Below are 20,228 nucleotides of genomic sequence, written 5' to 3' on the forward strand. Positions count from 1 at the left end.
ATGAGCAAGGGTATCGTTTTGCTTGCCGCCGGGGGAACCGGCGGCCATGTTTTTCCAGCAGAGGCGCTGGCTTACGAGTTGAAGGAGCGCGGCTATTCCGTGCATCTGGTGACGGATAGCCGTGCCGAACGCTATGCAGGCAAGTTTCCGGCGGATGAAATCCATGTCGTGCCATCCGCGACCATCGGCTCGAAAAACCCGATCAATGTCGCGAAATCGCTGCTGAAACTGTGGACCGGCCTTCGCTCCGCGCGCCGTTTGATGACGAAGCTGAAGCCCGTCGCAGTTGTCGGCTTTGGTGGTTACCCCACCGTGCCGCCGCTTCTGGCTTCCACCGGCATGGGCGTGCCATCACTGATCCATGAGCAGAATGCCGTGATGGGCCGTGCCAACAAGGCGCTGGCCAAGCGCGTGAAGGCAATCGCCGGTGGCTTCCTGCCCGAGAACAAGGGCGAATATGCCGGTAAAACGGTGACGACGGGAAACCCGGTGCGTCCCGCCGTGCTCTCTGCCTCCAATGTTGCCTATACGCCGTCCAACGCTGGCGAGCCGTTTCAGCTCGTCGTTTTCGGCGGAAGCCAGGGCGCGCAGTTCTTTTCTGCTGCCGTTCCAGCCGCCATCTGCCTACTGCCCAATGATGTGCGCAGCCGCCTGACGGTGACGCAGCAGGCGCGCCCGGAAGACAAGGACAGCGTGATCGAATCCTACAAGAAGCTTGGCGTGCAGGCGGATGTTTCGCCCTTCTTCGGCGATATGGCCGAGCGTATTGCCGGGGCGGATCTCGTCATTAGCCGCTCCGGTGCTTCCACCGTGTCCGAGCTTTCGGTGATTGGCCGTCCTTCCGTTCTCGTGCCTTACCCACATGCGCTGGATCATGATCAGGCAGCAAATGCGGCGGCACTGTCCGCTGCGGGTGGCGCGAGCGTCATCAAGCAATCCGAACTATCGCCCAAGAAGCTTTCCGCCCTGTTGAATGACGCGATGGGCGACCCCGAGCGACTGGACAGAACCGCTGCGGCTGCTAAAGCAACCGGCAAGCCGGACGCTGCACAGCGCCTTGCCGATCTGGTGGAAGCCATTGCGGCGGGCGAGAGCGTTCAGCAATTCAAATCGAAGAATGAAGGAGTGCATCCATGAAGATGCCGAAAGCCATTGGTCTTGTCCATTTCATCGGAATTGGCGGGATTGGCATGAGCGGCATTGCCGAAGTGCTGCACAATCTGGGTCATCGCGTTCAGGGTTCCGATCAGGCAGACAGCGCCAATGTGCAGCGTCTGCGCGACAAGGGCATCGAGGTGTTCGTCGGCCACAAGGCGGAAAACCTTGGGGATGCGGAAGTGGTGGTCGTTTCGACCGCCATCAAGAAGAACAACCCGGAACTGATCGCGGCGCGTGAAAAGCACCTGCCGATTGTTCGCCGCGCGGAAATGCTGGCGGAACTGATGCGCTTCCGCAATGCCATCGCTATTGGCGGTACGCATGGCAAGACGACGACCACTTCCATGGTCGCGACGCTGCTTGAAGCGGGCAATCTGGACCCGACCGTCATCAATGGCGGCATCATCAATGCTTACGGCACCAATGCCCGCATGGGCGAGGGCGAGTGGATGGTGGTGGAGGCCGACGAATCCGACGGCACCTTCCTGAAGCTGCCTGCGGATGTGGCCGTCATCACCAATATCGACCCGGAGCATCTGGACCATTACGGCAATTTCGATGCCGTGCGCGAGGCGTTCCGCCAGTTCGTGGAGAATGTGCCGTTCTACGGTTTCGGCGTGCTGTGCATCGATCATCCTGAAGTGCAGACGCTGGTCGGCAAGATCGAGGACCGCAAGGTCATCACCTATGGTGAAAACCCGCAGGCCGACGTTCGCTTCTCGAATGTGCGCATTGATGGTACCAAATCGATTTTCGACGTGGAAATCCGCCGTCGCCGCACGGGAAGGATTTTCTCCTTCAAGGATCTCGTGCTGCCGATGCCCGGCCGTCACAACGTGTCCAATGCGACTGCGGCAATTGCCGTTGCCAATCGTCTGGGCATCTCGGAAGACGACATCAAGAAGGGGCTTGCCTCCTTCGGCGGTGTCAAGCGCCGCTTCACGCTGACCGGTTCCTCCAATGGCGTGCAGGTTTTTGACGATTACGGCCACCATCCGGTGGAAATTAAAGCGGTGCTGAAGGCAGCGCGCGAGGCCTGCAAAGGCCGAATTATTGCCGTGCATCAACCACACCGTTATTCGCGTTTATCGAGCCTTTTTGAAGATTTCGCGCATTGTTTCAACGATGCGGATACGATTCTTCTTGCTCCGGTTTATGCGGCGGGCGAAGATGCAATCGAGGGTGCGAATTCCGAAACGCTGGTCTCCGCCATCAGGGCAGCCGGCCATCGGGATGTGCGCTATCTTGGCACTCGGGACGATCTGGCAAAGACGGTCGCAGGCATTGCGAATCCGGGTGATTTCGTGGTTCTCTTGGGGGCTGGTAATATTACACAGTGGGCAGCGGCGCTGCCCTCGGAATTGGATAGCATTTCAGGAAAGTCTGCATGAGACAGGTGGATGGGGTAAAGTTGCTGGAAAGGCTCGGCGACGGAGTTAAGGAACTAAGAGGACGTGTGACGCCGGATTCGCCGATGGATCGCGTAACGTGGTTCAGAGCCGGTGGTCTTGCGGAACTGATGTTCCAGCCCCACGATACGGACGATCTCATTACCTTCCTCAAGCTTCTGCCGGAAGATGTTCCGCTGACGGTCGTCGGTGTCGGTTCCAATCTGCTGGTGCGCGATGGCGGCATTCCGGGGGTCGTCGTGCGCCTTTCCGCCAAGGGCTTCGGCCAGGTGGAGCTTGCCGGTGAAAACCGCATCAAGGCCGGTGCGATCTGCCCGGACAAGCATATTGCCGCAATGGCCATGGATAACGGCATTGGCGGTTTCCATTTCTATTACGGCATTCCCGGCTCCATCGGCGGCGCGCTGCGCATGAATGCGGGCGCCAATGGCGGCGAGACGCGGGACCGCGTGGTGGAGGTTTATGCGGTGGACCGTCAGGGCAACCAGCACACGCGTTCCAACGCCGAAATGCAGTACAGCTACCGCCACTCGGGCGCTGACAAGGGCCTGATCTTCACCGGCGCGCTGTTCGAAGGCTACCCGGAAGATCGCGCCAAAATCCGTGCCGACATGGATGCCGTGCGCCATCACCGCGAGACGGTGCAGCCGATCCGCGAGCAGACCGGCGGCTCCACGTTCAAGAACCCGGAGGGCCATTCGGCCTGGAAACTGATCGACGAAGCGGGCGGTCGCGGCATGGTCATCGGCGGCGCGCAGATGTCTTCGCTGCATTGCAACTTCATGATCAACACCGGCCACGCAACCGGCTACGATCTGGAATATCTGGGTGAAGCCGTGCGCAAGCGCGTGTTCGAGAATGCCGGTATTCGGCTGGAATGGGAAATCAAACGGCTTGGGTTGTTCATGCCGGGCCGGGAAGTCGAGCCGTTTCTTGGGGCTTGATCGGCGGTGTCCGGTTTAAATAGGGCGATGTGGGATAGAGCTTTGTTTGTCCCTCACTTTCGAAGCCGGTTGGGCACACGTTGAACGTGCCCGATTTGCGGTGGAGATGGTGCCATAGCAAACCCACCGCCGTCATCCTCGGCCTTGAGCCGAGGATCCATCTTCACTAACGAAAGCAGAGGGTTGTGGATCCTCGGGTCAAGCCCGAGGATGACGGCAGTGGGTGTTTCGATCATCTTGCCCCAAGTGCTGGTGGCAAGAGCAAGGCAGGCAGTTATCTTCAACACCGGCATGATGGGTGGTGGATTTCGGGCGCGATTATACTACATTTAATTGCAAGACGCGTCCTTGGAGGGCTGAGAGTATGAGCTCGCAGGAATTTTTCTGGTACGTATTCCCGTGGCTGGTGTCGGCATCCGGCCTGTGCTGGCTGGCATATGATAAGTATCGCCACGGTCAGCGATAGGTGTCCACCGGTGCCTCAGACGCTAGATGGTTCAGCAAAATAGGTTATATCCATGAATTCTGCGGCGTTCTTTTTTCTCTATATTCTGCCTTTGCTGCTGGGTGCAGGCGTTTGGTCTGCTATCTGGATCAGCGACATGAAGCGTGCGCGTCGACACAAAATTCATCCGGGTGAATGAAGTCACAAGCAGTGCAGTAAACGGCAATGACCTCTCGGATTTTCATGTGGTATGTTTTTCCGGATTGGTATCGGAAATTTGCTGGCTCGCTTACGATCACTATAAACATCCCGTTCGCTGAACAATATCAAACGAAAAAGCCCGCCAAGTCAGAAACTTCGCGGGCTTTTTTGTGCTTTTGATTCAGGGTGAAGCGGTGTGGTGCGCCGCTTCTGTTCCAGAAGTCCTTACACTTCGTCCTTGCCCGAGAGCAGGATGCAGACCAGCGTGATGACCGCGGCGAGGCCGAGGTAGTAGCCGACGGCTGCCATGCCGTAGTTCGTCTGGAGCCATGTGGCGATGTAAGGTGCGAGCGATGCGCCGACGATGCCTGCGAAGTTGAAGGTCAGCGATGCGCCGGTGTAGCGAACGCTTGTCGGGAACGGTGCGGCAAGCGCTGCGCCGATCAGCGCGTAGGTCATGCCCATCAGCGCCATGGAGCTGGCGGCGAAGACCGCGACGCCTGCTTCACCGCCGGTCAGAAGAACCGGGAGCAGGAAGGAGAAGGCGGCAATCAGGACCGTGATGACGATGAGCGACAGGCGACGGCCTACCTTATCACCCACGATGCCGGTGAGCGGGATGAAGATGCCGAAGACGACGGCGCTGAGAATCTGGATTTCCAGAGCGTCGAGGAATGGAATCTTCAGAACCTTGACGTTGTAGGACAGCAGCCATGCCGTGCCGATGTAGAACAGCACGAAGGTAACGAGCGCGACGAAGGTGCCGAGGAACAGGCTGCGCTTGTACTTGGTGAAGATTTCCTTGGCAGGAACGGCAACGCGTTCATGCTTTTCGATGGCCTTCTGGAAGTCGGGCGTTTCCGTGATCGACAAGCGAACCCACAGGCCGACGCCGATCAGCAGGATCGAGGCGATGAACGGAATGCGCCAGCCCCATGTGATCAGCGCGTCGTTGGACATGACGTGCAGAAGCAGCCAGAAAATGCCCGAAGACAGGAACAGGCCGACCGGCGCACCGAGCTGCGGGAACATGGCGTACCAGTTGCGCTTGCCGGGAGGTGCATTTTCCGTTGCCAGAAGAACGGCACCGCCCCACTCGCCACCAAGACCGAAGCCCTGACCGAAACGGCAAAGTGCCAGCAAAAGAGGCGCGAGAACACCGGCAGTTTCATACGAGGGCAGAAGGCCGATGACGACGGTGGAAATGCCCATCGTCAAAAGAGCGGCGACGAGCGTCGTCTTGCGGCCCACGCGGTCTCCGTAATGGCCGAACACCAGCGCGCCGAGCGGGCGGGCGAAGAAGGCGATGGAGAAGGTGGCAAACGATGCAAGCAGCGCCGTCATCGGATCGCTGTTCGGGAAGAACAGCGTCGGAAACACGAGCACGGCGGCAGTCGCATAAACGTAGAAATCGAAGAATTCGATGGTCGTGCCGACCAGGCTGGCAGTGAGAACTCGTGCAGGCGAATTTGTCTTTACATCGTTCGGTTTGTCAGCTGTCGGCGATACACGGGATATCGCTTCGGACATGGTAGTCGTTCCATTGTTAAGTAAGACTTATGACCCTTTACCGGGCTGAAATTGCGTTAACGTAATTTTTGATCCTTTGAAACGGTTAAAGCGCAATATTTTGGAAAAAACGGATGAATTGGTAACGTTTTGCATTCGCATTCTTCTCTCATCGTTTGGGGTCGTGATTTTCGACGGCCACGGCTATACGGCTTCACCTGATGCAAACGATTCTGCTAAGAGGGTTATCGTGCCGGTGTAGAAGGGGATGAGGTGTGCAGGACTTTTCGATGGATGATGAGAGGCTGGCGCATCTGCCGCTTCGCAAGCGCCGCGAGTTGCAGCGCGTGGCCTCCATCGTGTTCGAAGAGTTCGAGGACGCGCTTAAGACCAAGCTTTCGGACAAGGACAGGCGCGGTCGCATTCTCAAGCTTATTCTTTACGGTTCCCATGCCCGCGGCGATTGGGTGGAGGATCGCGGGAGCGGTTACTATTCGGATTACGACATTCTCGTCGTCGTCAACTCTGCGCGTTTTGCCGAAGAGCACGACGTTTGGGACAAGGTCGATGACAGGTTCATTCAGGACTTGCAGGTCACGCGCCGCCTGAAAACGCAGCCCAGTGTCATCGTTCATGCCTATGATCAGCTGAATTCCGAGCTTGCGCAGGGCCGTCCGTTCTTCGTGGATGTCGCAAGGGACGGGATCGCGCTCTATGAGGCTGCAGGTTATCCGCTGGCTGAGCCGAAGCTGCTTGCGCCGGAGGAGATTGCCTCCGAGGCAAGGCTGCATTTCGATCACTGGTTTTCGAGTGCAGACAGGTTTGGAGAGCTGGCAGCCGTAGCCGTCAGTAGCGGATTTAACAATGAGGCTGCTTTCACTCTCCACCAGACCGCAGAGCGGCTTTATAATTGCGTGCTGCTCGTCTTCACGCTCTACAGTCCGGCATCGCATAATCTGACGTTCCTGCGCTCGCAGTCCGAAGATATAGCGCCGCGGCTGATCGAGGTCTGGCCTCGCAACACGAAGCACTCCCGACGCTGCTTCAGCCTGCTCAAGCGCGCCTATGTCGAGGCGCGCTATTCACTCCACTATAAGATCACGACCGAGGAACTGGCGTGGCTGACGGAGCGCGTGGCGCATTTGCGGGACGTGGTGGAGGAGGTGTGCCGGGAGCGGCTGGGCGAAACGCCATCCTAGCCCAGCAATAATGTTGCATTCTTTGTGATGCCGGGCGCACAAGCAATTTTCTATGCTAGCGCAGGACGTCCAATCCCTTGCGCTCCACAAGATCGAGAATCTTGATGGCCGTACCGTTGGGCTTTTTCGTACCCTGCTCCCACGCGGCGACCGTGATCGTCTTGACGTTGATGAAGTTGGCGAACACAGCTTGGCTAACCTTTGCTCCCGCTCTGATCTTCTTTATTTCATCGGGCGTATAATCACGAAGAGGAGGGAGGCAAAGCGCATCGAACTCTCTCATCGTCATATCATCAACGAAGCCTGCTTCATGCAGCCTCTCGGCTGATTTATGGACGTTTTTCAGTATTCGGCTCATCGCCTTCAATCTCCAGTATGATGTGCTTTTCAATCATGTCTTTGAGCCGCTGCTCGTCTGCGCTCATGTAGATGTCGCATAGTTTCCGAAGGGCGGCCTTCTCATTCTTCTTGATATTTTCAGACTCGTTTTTCGCGAAACCGTGCACAAAGATGAGTCTGTCAGACTGACGGTAGCCTATGATAGTTCGATAGCTTCCTGATTTGCCTCGACCGGGTGCCGCAACCCGTTTCTTTATCAGAAAGCCGCCGAGCCGCGCGTCTATCAGACCGTTTTCGATCTCCTTCGCTGCATCGTACAGCATGGTATCGGTCACGCCGTGTCCAATGGCCCAGTTGTTGAACTCCACGTCCTTTAGAATTCTTAATCGCAATATCTATATCACTCCGTAATATAAATTCAAGTTTTCTCTCAAGACTGCCGCTCATGACGCAAAACTCACTTTGGGCAGCTTAAGGTTGATTTCTAGCTTTGAATATCAAGTTCTTCAATTTTTTGGATCGCAACCCGTGCTGCACGGGCAAGGGCACTATCGCTAGGATGCGGGATCGTTCGCCGCGTTGTTTCGTCCCAAAATGGCTGGGGAAAACCGTCTGATCTTAACGAATCGATCTTGCTTTCGAGGCGGGTGTGGGGCGCGGGCGCAATGGAATTATTTGCCTTCGGTTAAAATTCTGAATCTTGCATTGGTCGCAACGCTCTGATTCTAAGGAAGGAATCCGCAGCTGAAGTGATTCTTTAACAAAAATCGCTTCGTTGGGCGTCTCGGTTAACGAAAGTAAACACTTCATTAACCTTAATGACGCTTAAGTGTTTCGTGCGGGTCGAGCGAAAGAATCGCGAGCCATTCCGGTTCCGGTGCCTCGTTCGGGAAATTCGGTGTGTCAGAGGTTGTTATGAGCGGCAAACACGTAGCTGTTCTTATGGGTGGGTTTTCTTCGGAGCGGCCGGTCAGCCTCTCGTCGGGAGAGGCTTGCGCATCCGCGCTGGAAGGCGAGGGCTATAAGGTTACGCGTGTAGATGTGGATCGCAACATTGCGTCCACGCTGGTCGATCTGCGTCCCGATGTCGCTTTCAATGCGCTGCATGGCCCCTTCGGCGAAGACGGTACGATCCAGGGCATTCTGGAATATCTCGAAATTCCCTACACGCATTCCGGCGTTGCCGCGTCCTCGCTGGCGATGAACAAGTCGCAGTCGAAGAAGATCGCTGCTGCCGGTGGCATTCCGGTTGCGACCGAAAAGCTGATGAACCGTCACGATATCGGCAACCAGCATCCGCTGGAGCCGCCTTATGTGGTGAAGCCGGTTCGTGAAGGTTCGAGCTTCGGCGTGGTGATCGTCAAGGAAGATCAATCGCATCCGCCTCAGATTCTCAGTTCTGCCGACTGGCGTTACGGTGATGCCGTGATGGTGGAGCGCTATATTCATGGCCGCGAGTTGACCTGCGGCGTGATGAATGGCGAAGCCTTGGGTGTTACCGAAGTGGTGCCGCTCGGTCACAATTTCTATGATTACGATGCGAAATACGCCAAAGGTGGCTCAAAGCATGTCATCCCGGCGGAAATTTCACCGAAAATTTACCAAAAAATCCAATCATTGGCGGTTATGGCGCATCAGGTGATTGGCTGCCGTGGCGTGAGCCGTTCGGACTTCCGCTTCGACGACCGTTTCTCAGAAGATGGCGAACTTATCTGGCTGGAAATCAATACCCAGCCGGGCATGACGCCAACCTCCCTTGTGCCCGAAATGGCGGCCCATCAGGGTCGCTCCTTTGGTGAACTTGTCCGTTGGATGGTGGAGGATGCGTCGTGCTTGCGGTGAACGGCAAAAAATCGACAGCTAAAAAGCGCGAGCAATACGCATCGGCGGGTGCGGATGACCGGTTCGTTCTGCCGCGTCCGTTTCGCCGCGTGTTTCGTTTCTGCGTGAGCCTTGCCACGGGCCGCATTCACATTCCCGCGCATACGGGCACGATCTCTACATTCGCATTTTTCTCCGCAGTCGGCCTCTATGGCATGTCGCTGGGTGGCCATACGGATTTGGTTGCGCAGGCAACGACTTCGGCTGCCGGTTTTGCTGTTGAAGACGTGAAGGTCTCCGGCAATATGCAGACGTCGGAAATCGAAGTGTTCCAGCTGCTGGGCCTCGACGGGGCGACCTCGCTGATCGCTCTCGATGTCAACGCTGCGCGCAAGAAGCTCTCCGAGCTTCCTTGGGTGGAAGATGTCGATATTCGCAAGATTTATCCCAAGACCATCGATGTGCGTCTGAAGGAGCGTCAGGCTTTCGGTATCTGGCAGCACGGCACGGAACTGTCGCTGATCGAAAAGAGCGGAAGCGTCATCGCGCCGCTGCGGGACAACAAATATGCGGGCCTGCCGCTGTTCGTCGGTCGTGATGCCGAGACGGGTGCTGCGGGTTTCGTGGACGAGCTGGCCGACTGGCCGGAAATTCGTAACCGCGTTCGGGCCTATGTCCGCGTTGCCGGTCGCCGCTGGGACCTGCATCTGGAAAACGGCATCGTCGTGAAGCTGCCGGAAGAGAATGTGCCGAAGGCGCTGCAGCTGCTGGCGCGTCTGGATATGGAGCAGAAGATTCTGTCGCGCGATGTCGCTGCGGTGGATCTGCGTCTGCCCGACCGGACGACGGTGCAGCTGACGGAAGGTGCCGCCGAGCGTCGTCAGAAGGCAGTTGAGGCGCGCACCAAGGTACTCAAGGCGGCGGAGAGGAACACATGAGCTTTTTCGGTTCTTCCCAGTTTGGCCTGCCGCGTCTGAAGCCTCTGCCTTCCAAGCGCAGCCACGTCGTTTCGGTTCTCGATATCGGCTCGACCAAGGTCGTCTGCATGATCGGTCGTCTGACGCCGCGTCAGGAGAGTGAAGTGCTGCCCGGTCGCACGCACAAGGTAGATGTCATCGGCATCGGCCACCAGCGTTCGCGCGGTGTGAAGTCGGGCGTCATCGCCGATCTGGACGCGCTGGAAGGCGTTGTTCGTCTGGCAGTCGATGCAGCCGAGCGCATGGCGGGGCTGACGGTGGATAGCCTCATCGTAAACGTGTCGGCTGGGCGTCTTGCCAGCGATATCTATACCGCCAGCATCGATCTGGGTGGGCAGGAAGTGGAAGCGGGCGATCTGCGCAAGGTTCTGGTGGCTGCCAGCCAGCAGTCGCTGCGCCAGGACCGCGCAATCCTGCACTCGCTGCCCACTGGTTATTCGCTGGATGGCGAACGCGGTATTCGCGATCCGCTTTCCATGTATGGCGACCTGCTGGGCGTGGACATGCATGTGGTGACGGCGGAACGCACGGCGTTGAAGAACCTCGAACTCTGCATCAACCGCGCTCACCTGTCTGTCGAGGGCATTGTTGCGACACCTTATGCAAGCGGTCTGGCTGCTCTGGTGGATGATGAAGTCGAACTCGGCTGCGCGGCAATCGATATGGGCGGCGGCACGACGACGATTTCGGTCTTTGCCGAAGGTCGTCTGGTGCACACGGATGCCATCGGCCTTGGCGGTCATCATGTCACGACCGATCTGGCGCGTGGCCTGTCCACCCGCATCGAGGATGCGGAGCGGCTGAAGGTGGTGCATGGATCGTCTCTGGCCAATGGCGGTGTGGACGATCGTGAAATGATCGCCGTTCCGCCGATTGGCGAAGACGACCGCGACCAGCCATCGCAGGTATCGAAGGCGCTTGTCAGCCGCATCATCCGCGCGCGCATCGAAGAGACACTGGAGCTGATCCGGGACCGTATTCAGAAATCCGGTTTCAGCCCAATCGTCGGCAAGCGCGTGGTGCTGACGGGTGGCGCAAGCCAGCTGACCGGCCTGCCGGAAACGGCACGTCGCATTCTGGCCCGCAACGTGCGCATCGGTCGTCCGATGGGCGTGGCTGGCCTGCCGGTTGCGGCCAAGGGCCCGGCCTTCTCAACGGCCTGCGGACTGATGATCTATCCGCAGATCGCAGACATCGAAATTCACGCGGCGCAGAGCGGAATGTTCTCGCCGTTTGGAATGGGCAGCGGGCGTATCGCCCGTGTGGGGCAGTGGCTGAAAGAAAGTTTTTGATCCTTTTCCGGGGGTGTTCGGAAAAGGAATGAGTGAAGTTCAAGAGAATTGGCCTGCGGGGCGTTGCCGGCCATAGATAGAAGGAATGGTAAAATGACGATACAGCTGCAAAAGCCGGATATCACCGAGCTGAAGCCACGCATCACCGTTTTCGGCGTTGGCGGCGGTGGCGGTAACGCTGTCAATAACATGATCACTGCTGGCCTCCAGGGCGTCGACTTCGTCGTTGCCAACACGGATGCACAGGCACTGACGATGACGAAGGCCGACCGGGTTATCCAGCTCGGCGTCAACGTCACCGAAGGTCTGGGCGCTGGTTCGCAGCCGGAAGTCGGTCGCGCTGCCGCTGAAGAGTGCATCGATGAAATCATCGACCACCTGAACGGCACGCATATGTGCTTCGTAACCGCCGGCATGGGCGGCGGCACCGGCACGGGTGCAGCTCCTGTCGTCGCACAGGCTGCCCGCAACAAGGGCATTCTGACGGTTGGTGTCGTTACCAAGCCGTTCCACTTCGAAGGCGGTCGCCGCATGCGTCTGGCCGAACAGGGCATCGAGGAACTTCAGAAGTCCGTCGATACGCTGATCGTGATTCCGAACCAGAATCTGTTCCGCATTGCCAACGACAAGACCACGTTTGCCGACGCATTCGCGATGGCCGACCAAGTTCTCTACTCCGGCGTTGCCTGCATTACCGACCTGATGGTGAAGGAAGGTCTCATCAACCTCGACTTCGCCGACGTTCGCTCGGTCATGCGCGAAATGGGCCGCGCAATGATGGGTACGGGTGAGGCTTCCGGCGAAGGCCGCGCAATGCAGGCTGCGGAAGCGGCGATTGCAAACCCGCTGCTGGACGAAACCTCGATGAAGGGCGCTCAGGGCCTGCTGATCTCCATCACCGGCGGTCGCGACATGACGCTCTTCGAAGTGGACGAAGCGGCTACCCGCATTCGCGAAGAAGTCGATCCGGATGCCAACATCATCCTCGGCGCGACCTTCGATGAAGCTCTCGAAGGCCTTATCCGCGTGTCCGTCGTTGCCACGGGTATCGACCGCGTTCCTGGCCAGATCGAGCAGAATGCTGCCGATATGCGCGCTGCTGCCGCTCTTGCTGCAAAGCCCGTTATCCGTCCTTCCGCGGCCGTTGCTCCTGCTCCGGCCGCAGTTCAGCCTGCCTATGTATCGCAGGCACCGAAGTCCGTAGACCCGATTGCTCAGACCATCCGTTCGGCAGAAGTCGATATGGAACGCGAACTTGCCCTGGCGGCTGCCGAACAGCAGCTGCGCCAGGCACAGGCAGAAGCCGAGTTCCGCCCACAGAGCAAGTTGTTCGCATCTGCTCCGGCCGAAGCGCCGGTCGTTGCTCGCCCCGCAGCACCGGTTCAGGCCGCTCCGGCACCTGTTTACCACGCTCCGGAGCAGGTCGCAGCGCCGGCTCCGCGCATGGCACAGCCGCAGGTACAGGTTCATCACGAACCGGCCCCTGTCGCACGCCAGCCGGAGCCGGTTCGTATGCCCAAGGTCGAGGACTTTCCTCCGGTCGTGAAGGCTGAAATGGATCACCGCGCTCAGCCTGCTCACGCAGCGCCGGAAGAGCGTGGTCCGATGGGCCTGCTGAAGCGAATCACCAATTCGCTCGGTCGTCGCGATGAGGACGAAACCGTGCCTTCCGACATGATGGATGCACCGAGCATGGCTCCGCAGCAGCGCCGTCCGCTGTCTCAGGAAGCAAGCATGTATGCACCGCGCCGCGGTAATCTGGATGATCATGGCCGTCAGACGCCTGCTTCCTCCAGCCATCACGACGACGATCAGCTCGAAATTCCGGCCTTCCTGCGCCGCCAGTCGAACTGATTGAAAAACGTATTTTCAATGGATCGGCGAACCGATCCGGCGATTCTCCGTTAAGCGAAATACCCGGGCTCGAAAGGCCCGGGTATTTGTGTAACATCACCTTTGATAAATGCCTGATACATTAGATGTTTCAAAAGCTTGGGTCTGTAACAAAGCGAAATCAACAGTGATTTGAGATGGCGCATCACTGTGCGTATGTATGAGCATAGGACGGGGGAATAAGCACGGCAAAAGCCGATGATTATCTCCCATCGGTTGACTTGGAACTGAGCCGGTGGCACCGGCAGGTTCACACGAAAAGGCTAATACGCATGACTATCGGACTGCTCGGATTTCAAACCACAATCGCCAACCCTGTTCAGCTCAAGGGCATCGGCGTTCATTCGGGCAATCCGGCTTCCATGACGTTCCAGCCTGCGGAAGCGGGCACAGGGATCGTGTTCAGCCGCACGCTGGACAATGGTTCCGTGGTGGAAGTGAAGGCGGTTTCGGCCAATGTCGGCAATACGGATCTCTGCACCGTCATCGGTCGCTCGCCTACGCAGTCTGTCGCAACTGTTGAGCATGTCATGGCCGGTATCTACGCCATGGGCATCGACAACCTGATCGTTGAAGTGGATGGTCCTGAAGTTCCGATCATGGACGGAAGCTCCGCGCCTTTCATCGAAGCCATCGAATCGGTCGGCATCGTCAATCTCGGCGTGAAGCGCCGCTACATCCGCGTCATCAAGCCGGTCCGCATCGACTCCGGTGCCTCCTGGGCGGAGTTCCGTCCTTACGACGGCACGCGATTCGAAGTGGAAATCGATTTCGACACACCGCTGATCGGTCGCCAGACCTGGAAGGGTGACCTGACGGCTGAAACCTTCAAGAACGAGCTTTCCCGCGCCCGCACCTTCGGTTTCATGCGTGATGTGGAGCGCCTGTGGGCCGCCGGTTACGCACTCGGCTCGTCGCTGGAAAACTCCGTCGTCATCTCCGACGACAACACGGTCATCAACATGGAAGGCCTGCGTTACGAGAAGGACGAGTTCGTTCGTCACAAGACGCTCGACGCCGTTGGCGATCTGGCACTTGCCGGTGCGCAGTTCATCGGCTGCTACCGTTCCTATCGCGGCGGCCACAAGGTCAACGCCAACGCATTGAAGGCGCTGCTGAGCGACCCGACCGCATATGAGATCGTGGAAGCACCTGCCGCCCGCCATCCGGTGGTTCGCGCCCGCGAATTCGTAGCGATCAACCAGCCGGAATTTGCGCCTTGGTCTGCTTGAGATTGGGTCGTGTGAAGTGAAATTGAAGCCGTCCTTTGGGGCGGCTTTTTACATTTCTCTCTCCCTCATTCCTGTGCTTGTCACAGGAATCCAGCCAGCCCAAGTCCTTGGGCTGAAACGAGTCTTTATGTCGCGCAGACGCGCGCCAACTGGATTCCTGTGACAAGCACAGGAATGAGGAGGGTGGTGGAAATCCGGCTTCGTGCCGTTCGTGCCGCGTCTATTCCCGTCCACTAACAAGAATTCTGCTGACATAGGGCAAGATTATCTCGCGTAATGCGAAACGCTGCCATAAAAATGCGTTATTGCGTCATCATTGCGTTGCCCTGCGGATGCTTTTATGGCTAGAAACGCCTCTGTAAAACCAAAGCTCTGTATTGACGCAGGAAGTGGGAACTGTCGAATGAAGCGTGTTGGGTCTGGTGCAATGAATGGAACGGTGCGGGTTGCGCTCGTATCGCTGATGCTGCTTGGCGCCGGAACACTGGTGACTGCCTGCCAGTCCGATCCTGACATCGACATTACGAAACTCGGCGTCGAAACCGATCCGCCGGATGTGCTGTACCGTCAAGGTCTGGCTAATATGAATGCGGGCAACATGACGGAAGCCGGGCGCAAGTTCACGGCTATCGACAAGCAGTATCCGTTCACGGAGTGGGGCCAGAAGGCGCTGGTGATGAACACCTTCATCGCAACGCGCCGTAACCAGAACGAGGCAGCCATCACCTCCGGTACGCGCTTCCTCAAGCAGTATCCGCGTGCGAAGGACGCCGCTTACGTTCAGTACATGATCGGCCTTGCCTATTCCAAGCAGATTGCCGACGTGACGCAGGACCAGCGCGCCGCACAGAAAACCATCGAAGCGATGAGCAAGGTGGTCAACGATTACCCCGATTCGGAATATGTGGCCGATGCGCAGGCGAAAATCCGCTTCGCGCGTGACCAGCTGGCTGGTCGCGAAATGCAGGTCGGTCGTTATTATCTCGAGCGCAAGGAATATCTTGCTGCCGTTTCCCGTTTCCGCATCGTGGTTGAGCAGTACCAGAACACCAACCAGATCGAAGAAGCGCTGGCGCGTTTGACCGAAGCCTATTACGCAATGGGCCTGACGGACGAGGCGCAGACGGCTGCTGCCGTTCTGGGTAACAACTATCCTGACAGCGAATGGTACGACGATTCCTACAAGCTGCTGAAGGGCCAGGGGCTGGAGCCGCGTGAAAACCGCGAATCCTGGATTTCCCGCGCTGGCAAAAAGCTTGTTGGAGCGTAAGAGAGCGTAATCCATGCTGGTCCAGCTTTCGATCCGCGACATCGTTTTGATCGAACGGCTCGACCTTGGGTTCGAGGCCGGGCTCTCCGTGCTGACCGGCGAGACGGGTGCCGGTAAATCCATTCTTCTCGACAGCCTTTCGCTGGCCCTTGGCGGGCGCGGCGATGGCGGACTTGTGCGCCACGGCGAGGATAAGGGGCAGGTGACTGCCACTTTCGAAGTGGGCATGGATCACCCCGCGCGCCTGCTGCTGCGCGAAAACGGCCTCGATGACGATGGCGACCTTATCTTTCGCCGCGTACAATCCGCAGACGGGCGCACCAAGGCCTATGTGAACGATCAGGCTGTTTCCGTGCAGATGATGCGCCAGCTTGGCCAGCATCTGGTGGAAATTCACGGTCAGCATGATGACCGTGCGCTGGTGGACACCAATGCGCACCGCACGCTTCTCGATGCATTTGCAGGACTGACCGAAGAGGTGATATCGGTCCAGGGCCTTTATCGCACATGGAGAGATGCCGAACGCGCGCTGAAAGTGCACCGCGCCAAGGTTGAGGCTGCGGCGCGTGAAGCGGATTATCTGCGCTCTTCCGTCGAGGAACTGGAGGGGCTTTCCCCGCGCGATGGCGAAGAGGATGAGTTGGCGGAACGCCGCGCCGTGATGCAGAAATCCGAGCGGATCGCGGGCGACATTGCAGAGGCCAGCGAGTTTCTCAACGGCAATGCCTCGCCGGTTCCCGTCATCGCGTCCATGATGCGCCGTCTGGAGCGCAAGAGCCACGAAGCGCCGGGGCTGCTGGAAGAAACCGTGCAGTTGCTGGATGCGGCGCTCGATAATCTCTCCAATGCCCAGATGGAAGTGGAAGCCGCCCTTCGGCGCACGGAGTTCGACCCGCGCGAGCTGGAGCGTGTGGAAGAGCGCCTGTTTGCGCTGCGCGCAGCGGCCCGCAAATATTCCGTTCCCGTTACCGAATTGCCAGCCCTTGCCGAACGCATGGTCAGCGATCTTGCCGATCTGGATGCAGGTGAGGAAAAGCTGACGAAGCTTGAAGCGCAGCTTGGTGTCGTCAAAGCCGATTTCGATCAAGCAGCCGAATCCCTTTCGCAAAAACGCCGCAACGCCGCCGCCGCACTTTCCGAGGCCGTGATGGCCGAGCTGCCAGCGCTGAAGCTGGAGCGCGCGCGTTTCACCGTGGAAGTGACCAGCGACGCCGCATCTGCCTCGGCGGATGGCATCGATGTGGTGGAATTCCACGTGCAGACCAACCCCGGCACGCGTCCCGGCCCAATCATGAAAGTGGCTTCCGGTGGCGAACTCTCCCGCTTCCTGCTAGCGCTGAAGGTTGCGCTGGCGGATCGCGGCTCTGCACCGACGCTCGTCTTCGATGAAATCGACACCGGCGTTGGAGGTGCTGTGGCCGATGCTATCGGCCAGCGGCTGAAGCGGCTGTCGAAAACGGTGCAGGTGCTTTCTGTCACCCATGCACCGCAGGTCGCGGCCCGTGCTTCAACGCATCTGCTGATCGCCAAAGGCCCGGCAGGCGATGGCAGCGAACGGATCGCAACGCGCGTGGCAACCATGCAGCCGGAACACCGGACCGAGGAAATTGCGCGAATGCTGGCCGGGGCTTCGGTAACGGACGAGGCGAGAGCGGCTGCGGCGCGGTTGTTGGCGGCGCGGGATTAACCCTATGTGCAGTAAACCCCTCACCAAAAAAACCTAGGACTTCGCTTTGCGAAGATCGAGGTTTTCTATCCTCTCCCACAAGGGGAGAGGAAAAGGCGCGAGCGGGGCGGCACTCGCTCTATCTCTCCCCTTGTGGGAGAGAAAGCAATTTCAACATCTTAGCTTTAGCTAAGTGTTAGAAATTGCAAGTGAGGGGTCAGGCTCACGTTCTCCGCACTCGCTCAACCGCCTCAACATTCTGCCGATGCACCACCTCATAATCCGGGTGGTAGAGAATAGAACCATCCTCCAGCTCCCCAACCACAAACTCCTTCAACGAAACGGCCCCAGCACGAACAAGGCCCTCTGCCGTCATCAGCCTCTCCAGATAAACCCGGTTGGCATCGATCAAACTCACCTCATACCCACCGGACGCAATCAGGTGCTCCGCACCGTGATTCGGCAATATTTTCTCGATCTTCCAGGCGCGCAGGCGCTTCAGTTCCTCGATATGGGTAGGGATATGCTCGGGCTCGGAGACGTAGGTTACAGTGTCTTCCAGCGTGTCGCCCGCAAATAAGATTTTCTCCTCCGGTAGCCAGAGGACGTTGCCGTCTGCGCTGTGGATATCGAAGCGGTGGAGTTCCACGGTTCGGGTGCCGACCTTGATACTGAGGTAACGGTCGAACGTTCTTGTCGGCATGATGACGGGAGAGATGGGTGGATCTCGGCCCTCCAGTTCCGCGCGTTTCTCGACCATGGTGCGTGCCGTTAGTGACAGCGCGATGATTTCGCAATCGGCAAAGATCTCGTTTCCGGCAATGTGATCCGTGTGCCAGTGGCTGAGGACGACGGTGATGGTGCGGGTGCCGAGGCTTTCCAGATGGCGACGGATGGCGCGGGCGTGGTTGAGCGACATGTGGGTGTCGTAGACCAGCGCGTGACCTTCGGACACGATGGCATAGGAGGCCGTGCCAAGCGTATAGGCGCCATCATCCAGCCAATTGGGTTTTTCCGAATAAAGTCGCCTGTCCATCCGCCCATCGTAATAGGCATAGATGCCATCATAGGGGTTGAGGATGCGCAGTGTTTCGGTGCTGATATCCATGATGTCTCTCATCTGCTTGCGGCAACGGCCACGCCGGAGCCGATCATGACGCCGCCTGCCACCCGGTTGACACGGCGAACGACCTGTTCGGAACGCAGCAGTTTGCGCGCCCGCACCGCCAGCAGCACATGACCGCCGATGACCACGATCTCGACGCCGAGAATGACTGTCGCGAGCGCCGTCAGGTGATCGAGCGTCAGCGAAGCGCCCACAACATTCGGCAGGAGCGCAACATAGAAGAGTGGCATTTTGGGGTTGCCGAGATTGAGTACGAGACCGGTGAGGAAGATCGAAAAAAGGCCGCGCCGCTCACCCGTTGGCTGAAGCTGTGGAACCACGGGCGGCGCCGTCCACAGCTTGAAGCCCATCCAGATGAGATATGCCGCGCCACCGTAACGCAACACCGTCATCACCAGCCCCATTTCCTGCGCAATCAGCGACAGGCCGAAGGCGGCAAGCGTGAGGAAAATGAGTATGCCCGCAACCGTTCCTGCGCCATAAGCGATGCCGGACGGCGCGCCGTGGGTGATCGTTCGCGCAACGATGGTCATATTATCCGGGCCGGGACTGGCTGCGAAAACGAAGAAGGCAGCGGCGAAGGCAAGTAACGTGGTCATCTCCATGGGCGGCTCCGGAGCTTGCGTTATAGTCCGGAAGTTTACTCTACGCGATTCCCAGCCTTTGAATAGTGGTGGAAGGGCGATGACGGTGGTAAGAAAAAAGCCCCGCGAAAACGCGAGGCTTGCTGATCCAATTGACGATGCACCGATACAGTCAGGCGAATTCTTTATTCTTTACGCCAACTTCGAGACCGCGCAGCAGGGCTGGACGCGCGGGCTGGCGCGCAGACGGAGAGTTCTTCCTGGCCCAACCGGATAGTACATCGACAGTATCCTTGGACTGATACTTCGCTATCCATTTGCCTATCCGCTCTATCGAGTAGGCTTCGAGCCAATCTGCTTCTTCCCAACCGATAACGAAGTCCTTTATCGCATCCAGTGCAGTCTGTCTGTTCACGCCATCTTTGAGCGCATTATCGATATGGGTGCGATCGCTTGGGCGGAACGTGCCTAAACGTGACATCAACTCGATCTTGAGAGAATTCGTCATTGCTATCTCCATATCTAATCTCCTGCGCACCATATCACTGGTTTTCTTGTGTGGGGATTAACGCACCATATTAAATTGTGTTCGTTAGTCGTAGTCAACTTTTACGTCAACACCAAGACCTTTGAAAACACCTGCAACGGCGTCAATCTGCGCATTCGTGGGAGGCATTTGTTTGCAGTACCGGCCTGAATTGGCGTTGAGCACCCAAACCAACCCGTCATCATCATCGTCGAAAGCCAGTTCGCCTGCGATACGGGCTTTGCCTCCGTTGAGAAGGGTGGGGTGACCCAGCTTCTTCTCCTCCGAAGGGTGCTTGTAACCACGCCGCCGTGGATAGCCCGTATAGTCAGCTTCCGGCCTATCCAGCGCGAGCTCTTCGACGGCGATGACAATCTTGCCAGCCTCGTCCATTGCCCAAATGTAGTTTTTTGCGCGCGCGGCGAAACGGAACAAATCGCACTGGGCCAGCGCTTTCAGTTTTTCAAGATTTCCAGCAAGCGAACCGTTCAATGTCGAGATGGATTCTGGCCTGCGTCCTTCTTCCCATTTGTCGATTTTCTCCGGCGAACGCACGGAACCAAATTGGCTATCCATTATAAAAACTTACCTAAATATGTATGTTTGAAAGGCGATGCATAGCAAAGCACCTTCCTCA

18 protein-coding genes are annotated in these 20,228 nt (G+C 57.9%); 11 read left to right on the top strand and 7 right to left on the bottom strand.

The window, feature by feature from the left end; genetic code table 11:
• From murG to murB, 3 genes are read left to right on the top strand one after another with little or no spacing between them, the layout of a single operon-like run.
• A complete protein-coding gene (gene murG, locus CFBP5473_RS05535; RefSeq protein WP_027674381.1) occupies nucleotides 1-1,137 on the top strand; it encodes an undecaprenyldiphospho-muramoylpentapeptide beta-N-acetylglucosaminyltransferase in 1,137 nt (378 codons plus the stop codon).
• Entirely contained in the window at nucleotides 1,134-2,549 is a 1,416-nt protein-coding gene (gene murC / locus CFBP5473_RS05540) for a UDP-N-acetylmuramate--L-alanine ligase (protein WP_027674382.1), read from the top strand. The genes murG and murC overlap by 4 nt, the downstream gene beginning before the upstream one ends.
• On the top strand, nucleotides 2,546-3,511 hold the full coding sequence (gene murB / locus CFBP5473_RS05545) for a UDP-N-acetylmuramate dehydrogenase (RefSeq protein ID WP_027674383.1): 966 nt from the start codon (nucleotides 2,546-2,548) through the stop codon (nucleotides 3,509-3,511). The genes murC and murB overlap by 4 nt, the downstream gene beginning before the upstream one ends.
• Nucleotides 3,512-4,382: 871 nt before the next feature.
• Here the strand turns inward: murB and CFBP5473_RS05550 are convergent.
• On the bottom strand, nucleotides 4,383-5,687 hold the full coding sequence (locus CFBP5473_RS05550; RefSeq protein WP_027674385.1) for an MFS transporter: 1,305 nt from the start codon (nucleotides 5,685-5,687) through the stop codon (nucleotides 4,383-4,385).
• Between the two features lie 269 nt (nucleotides 5,688-5,956).
• Between CFBP5473_RS05550 and CFBP5473_RS05555 the strand changes: the two genes are divergently transcribed.
• Nucleotides 5,957-6,865 (top strand): HEPN domain-containing protein, encoded by a 909-nt coding sequence (locus CFBP5473_RS05555; protein WP_027674386.1) that lies wholly within the window; start codon nucleotides 5,957-5,959, stop codon nucleotides 6,863-6,865.
• A gap of 55 nt (nucleotides 6,866-6,920) precedes the next feature.
• On the opposite strand, the gene CFBP5473_RS05560 is transcribed toward CFBP5473_RS05555, so the two are convergent.
• Nucleotides 6,921-7,148, bottom strand: a complete 228-nt coding sequence (locus CFBP5473_RS05560; protein WP_234881781.1) for a helix-turn-helix domain-containing protein — start codon at nucleotides 7,146-7,148, stop codon at nucleotides 6,921-6,923.
• A gap of 46 nt (nucleotides 7,149-7,194) precedes the next feature.
• Nucleotides 7,195-7,539 carry a type II toxin-antitoxin system RelE/ParE family toxin gene (locus CFBP5473_RS05565; protein WP_234881782.1) on the bottom strand — a complete coding sequence of 115 codons (345 nt, stop codon included), beginning with the start codon at nucleotides 7,537-7,539 and terminating at the stop codon, nucleotides 7,195-7,197.
• Between the two features lie 580 nt (nucleotides 7,540-8,119).
• Here CFBP5473_RS05565 and CFBP5473_RS05570 point away from each other — a divergent pair.
• The 7 genes from CFBP5473_RS05570 (at nucleotide 8,120) to recN (ending at nucleotide 17,376) form a co-directional block, all read left to right on the top strand.
• Nucleotides 8,120-9,046: a D-alanine--D-alanine ligase gene (locus tag CFBP5473_RS05570; RefSeq protein WP_027674389.1), complete on the top strand. Its 927-nt coding sequence runs from the start codon at nucleotides 8,120-8,122 to the stop codon at nucleotides 9,044-9,046.
• Nucleotides 9,043-9,963 carry a cell division protein FtsQ/DivIB gene (locus CFBP5473_RS05575; RefSeq protein ID WP_272949272.1) on the top strand — a complete coding sequence of 307 codons (921 nt, stop codon included), beginning with the start codon at nucleotides 9,043-9,045 and terminating at the stop codon, nucleotides 9,961-9,963. The genes CFBP5473_RS05570 and CFBP5473_RS05575 overlap by 4 nt, the downstream gene beginning before the upstream one ends.
• Nucleotides 9,960-11,294, top strand: coding sequence for a cell division protein FtsA (ftsA, locus tag CFBP5473_RS05580; protein WP_027674391.1), 1,335 nt, complete (start codon nucleotides 9,960-9,962; stop codon nucleotides 11,292-11,294). The genes CFBP5473_RS05575 and ftsA overlap by 4 nt, the downstream gene beginning before the upstream one ends.
• Nucleotides 11,295-11,387: 93 nt before the next feature.
• A complete protein-coding gene (ftsZ, locus tag CFBP5473_RS05585) occupies nucleotides 11,388-13,148 on the top strand; it encodes a cell division protein FtsZ (RefSeq protein WP_027674392.1) in 1,761 nt (586 codons plus the stop codon).
• Nucleotides 13,149-13,459: 311 nt separating this feature from the next.
• Nucleotides 13,460-14,419: a UDP-3-O-acyl-N-acetylglucosamine deacetylase gene (gene lpxC, locus CFBP5473_RS05590; protein ID WP_027674393.1), complete on the top strand. Its 960-nt coding sequence runs from the start codon at nucleotides 13,460-13,462 to the stop codon at nucleotides 14,417-14,419.
• A 403-nt stretch (nucleotides 14,420-14,822) separates the two neighbouring features.
• Nucleotides 14,823-15,689, top strand: a complete 867-nt coding sequence (locus tag CFBP5473_RS05595; RefSeq protein ID WP_027674394.1) for an outer membrane protein assembly factor BamD — start codon at nucleotides 14,823-14,825, stop codon at nucleotides 15,687-15,689.
• A gap of 13 nt (nucleotides 15,690-15,702) precedes the next feature.
• Nucleotides 15,703-17,376: a DNA repair protein RecN gene (recN, locus tag CFBP5473_RS05600; RefSeq protein ID WP_027674395.1), complete on the top strand. Its 1,674-nt coding sequence runs from the start codon at nucleotides 15,703-15,705 to the stop codon at nucleotides 17,374-17,376.
• 202 nt (nucleotides 17,377-17,578) lie between these two features.
• On the opposite strand, the gene CFBP5473_RS05605 is transcribed toward recN, so the two are convergent.
• The 4 genes from CFBP5473_RS05605 to CFBP5473_RS05620 form a co-directional block, all read right to left on the bottom strand.
• Nucleotides 17,579-18,463 (bottom strand): MBL fold metallo-hydrolase, encoded by an 885-nt coding sequence (locus CFBP5473_RS05605; protein ID WP_051441200.1) that lies wholly within the window; start codon nucleotides 18,461-18,463, stop codon nucleotides 17,579-17,581.
• A gap of 8 nt (nucleotides 18,464-18,471) precedes the next feature.
• Nucleotides 18,472-19,086, bottom strand: coding sequence for a LysE family translocator (locus CFBP5473_RS05610; RefSeq protein WP_027674397.1), 615 nt, complete (start codon nucleotides 19,084-19,086; stop codon nucleotides 18,472-18,474).
• 151 nt (nucleotides 19,087-19,237) lie between these two features.
• On the bottom strand, nucleotides 19,238-19,573 hold the full coding sequence (locus CFBP5473_RS05615; protein ID WP_136954321.1) for a hypothetical protein: 336 nt from the start codon (nucleotides 19,571-19,573) through the stop codon (nucleotides 19,238-19,240).
• 84 nt (nucleotides 19,574-19,657) lie between these two features.
• The gene (locus CFBP5473_RS05620; RefSeq protein WP_027674399.1) at nucleotides 19,658-20,167 is read right to left on the bottom strand and encodes a hypothetical protein; all 510 of its coding nucleotides are present in this window, start codon (nucleotides 20,165-20,167) and stop codon (nucleotides 19,658-19,660) included.
• Nucleotides 20,168-20,228 lie beyond the last annotated feature (61 nt).

This window comes from Agrobacterium larrymoorei, assembly GCF_005145045.1.
GTDB classification, from domain to species: domain Bacteria; phylum Pseudomonadota; class Alphaproteobacteria; order Rhizobiales; family Rhizobiaceae; genus Agrobacterium; species Agrobacterium larrymoorei.

Coding starts and splice junctions, on each gene's coding strand:
- murG (WP_027674381.1), top strand. CDS start 1: ATGAGCAAGGGTATCGTTTTGCTTGCCGCCGGGGGAACCGGCGGCCAT.
- murC (WP_027674382.1), top strand. CDS start 1,134: ATGAAGATGCCGAAAGCCATTGGTCTTGTCCATTTCATCGGAATTGGC.
- murB (WP_027674383.1), top strand. CDS start 2,546: ATGAGACAGGTGGATGGGGTAAAGTTGCTGGAAAGGCTCGGCGACGGA.
- CFBP5473_RS05550 (WP_027674385.1), bottom strand. CDS start 5,687: ATGTCCGAAGCGATATCCCGTGTATCGCCGACAGCTGACAAACCGAAC.
- CFBP5473_RS05555 (WP_027674386.1), top strand. CDS start 5,957: ATGGATGATGAGAGGCTGGCGCATCTGCCGCTTCGCAAGCGCCGCGAG.
- CFBP5473_RS05560 (WP_234881781.1), bottom strand. CDS start 7,148: ATGAGAGAGTTCGATGCGCTTTGCCTCCCTCCTCTTCGTGATTATACG.
- CFBP5473_RS05570 (WP_027674389.1), top strand. CDS start 8,120: ATGAGCGGCAAACACGTAGCTGTTCTTATGGGTGGGTTTTCTTCGGAG.
- ftsA (WP_027674391.1), top strand. CDS start 9,960: ATGAGCTTTTTCGGTTCTTCCCAGTTTGGCCTGCCGCGTCTGAAGCCT.
- ftsZ (WP_027674392.1), top strand. CDS start 11,388: ATGACGATACAGCTGCAAAAGCCGGATATCACCGAGCTGAAGCCACGC.
- lpxC (WP_027674393.1), top strand. CDS start 13,460: ATGACTATCGGACTGCTCGGATTTCAAACCACAATCGCCAACCCTGTT.
- CFBP5473_RS05595 (WP_027674394.1), top strand. CDS start 14,823: ATGAAGCGTGTTGGGTCTGGTGCAATGAATGGAACGGTGCGGGTTGCG.
- recN (WP_027674395.1), top strand. CDS start 15,703: ATGCTGGTCCAGCTTTCGATCCGCGACATCGTTTTGATCGAACGGCTC.
- CFBP5473_RS05605 (WP_051441200.1), bottom strand. CDS start 18,463: ATGGATATCAGCACCGAAACACTGCGCATCCTCAACCCCTATGATGGC.
- CFBP5473_RS05610 (WP_027674397.1), bottom strand. CDS start 19,086: ATGGAGATGACCACGTTACTTGCCTTCGCCGCTGCCTTCTTCGTTTTC.
- CFBP5473_RS05615 (WP_136954321.1), bottom strand. CDS start 19,573: ATGACGAATTCTCTCAAGATCGAGTTGATGTCACGTTTAGGCACGTTC.
- CFBP5473_RS05620 (WP_027674399.1), bottom strand. CDS start 20,167: ATGGATAGCCAATTTGGTTCCGTGCGTTCGCCGGAGAAAATCGACAAA.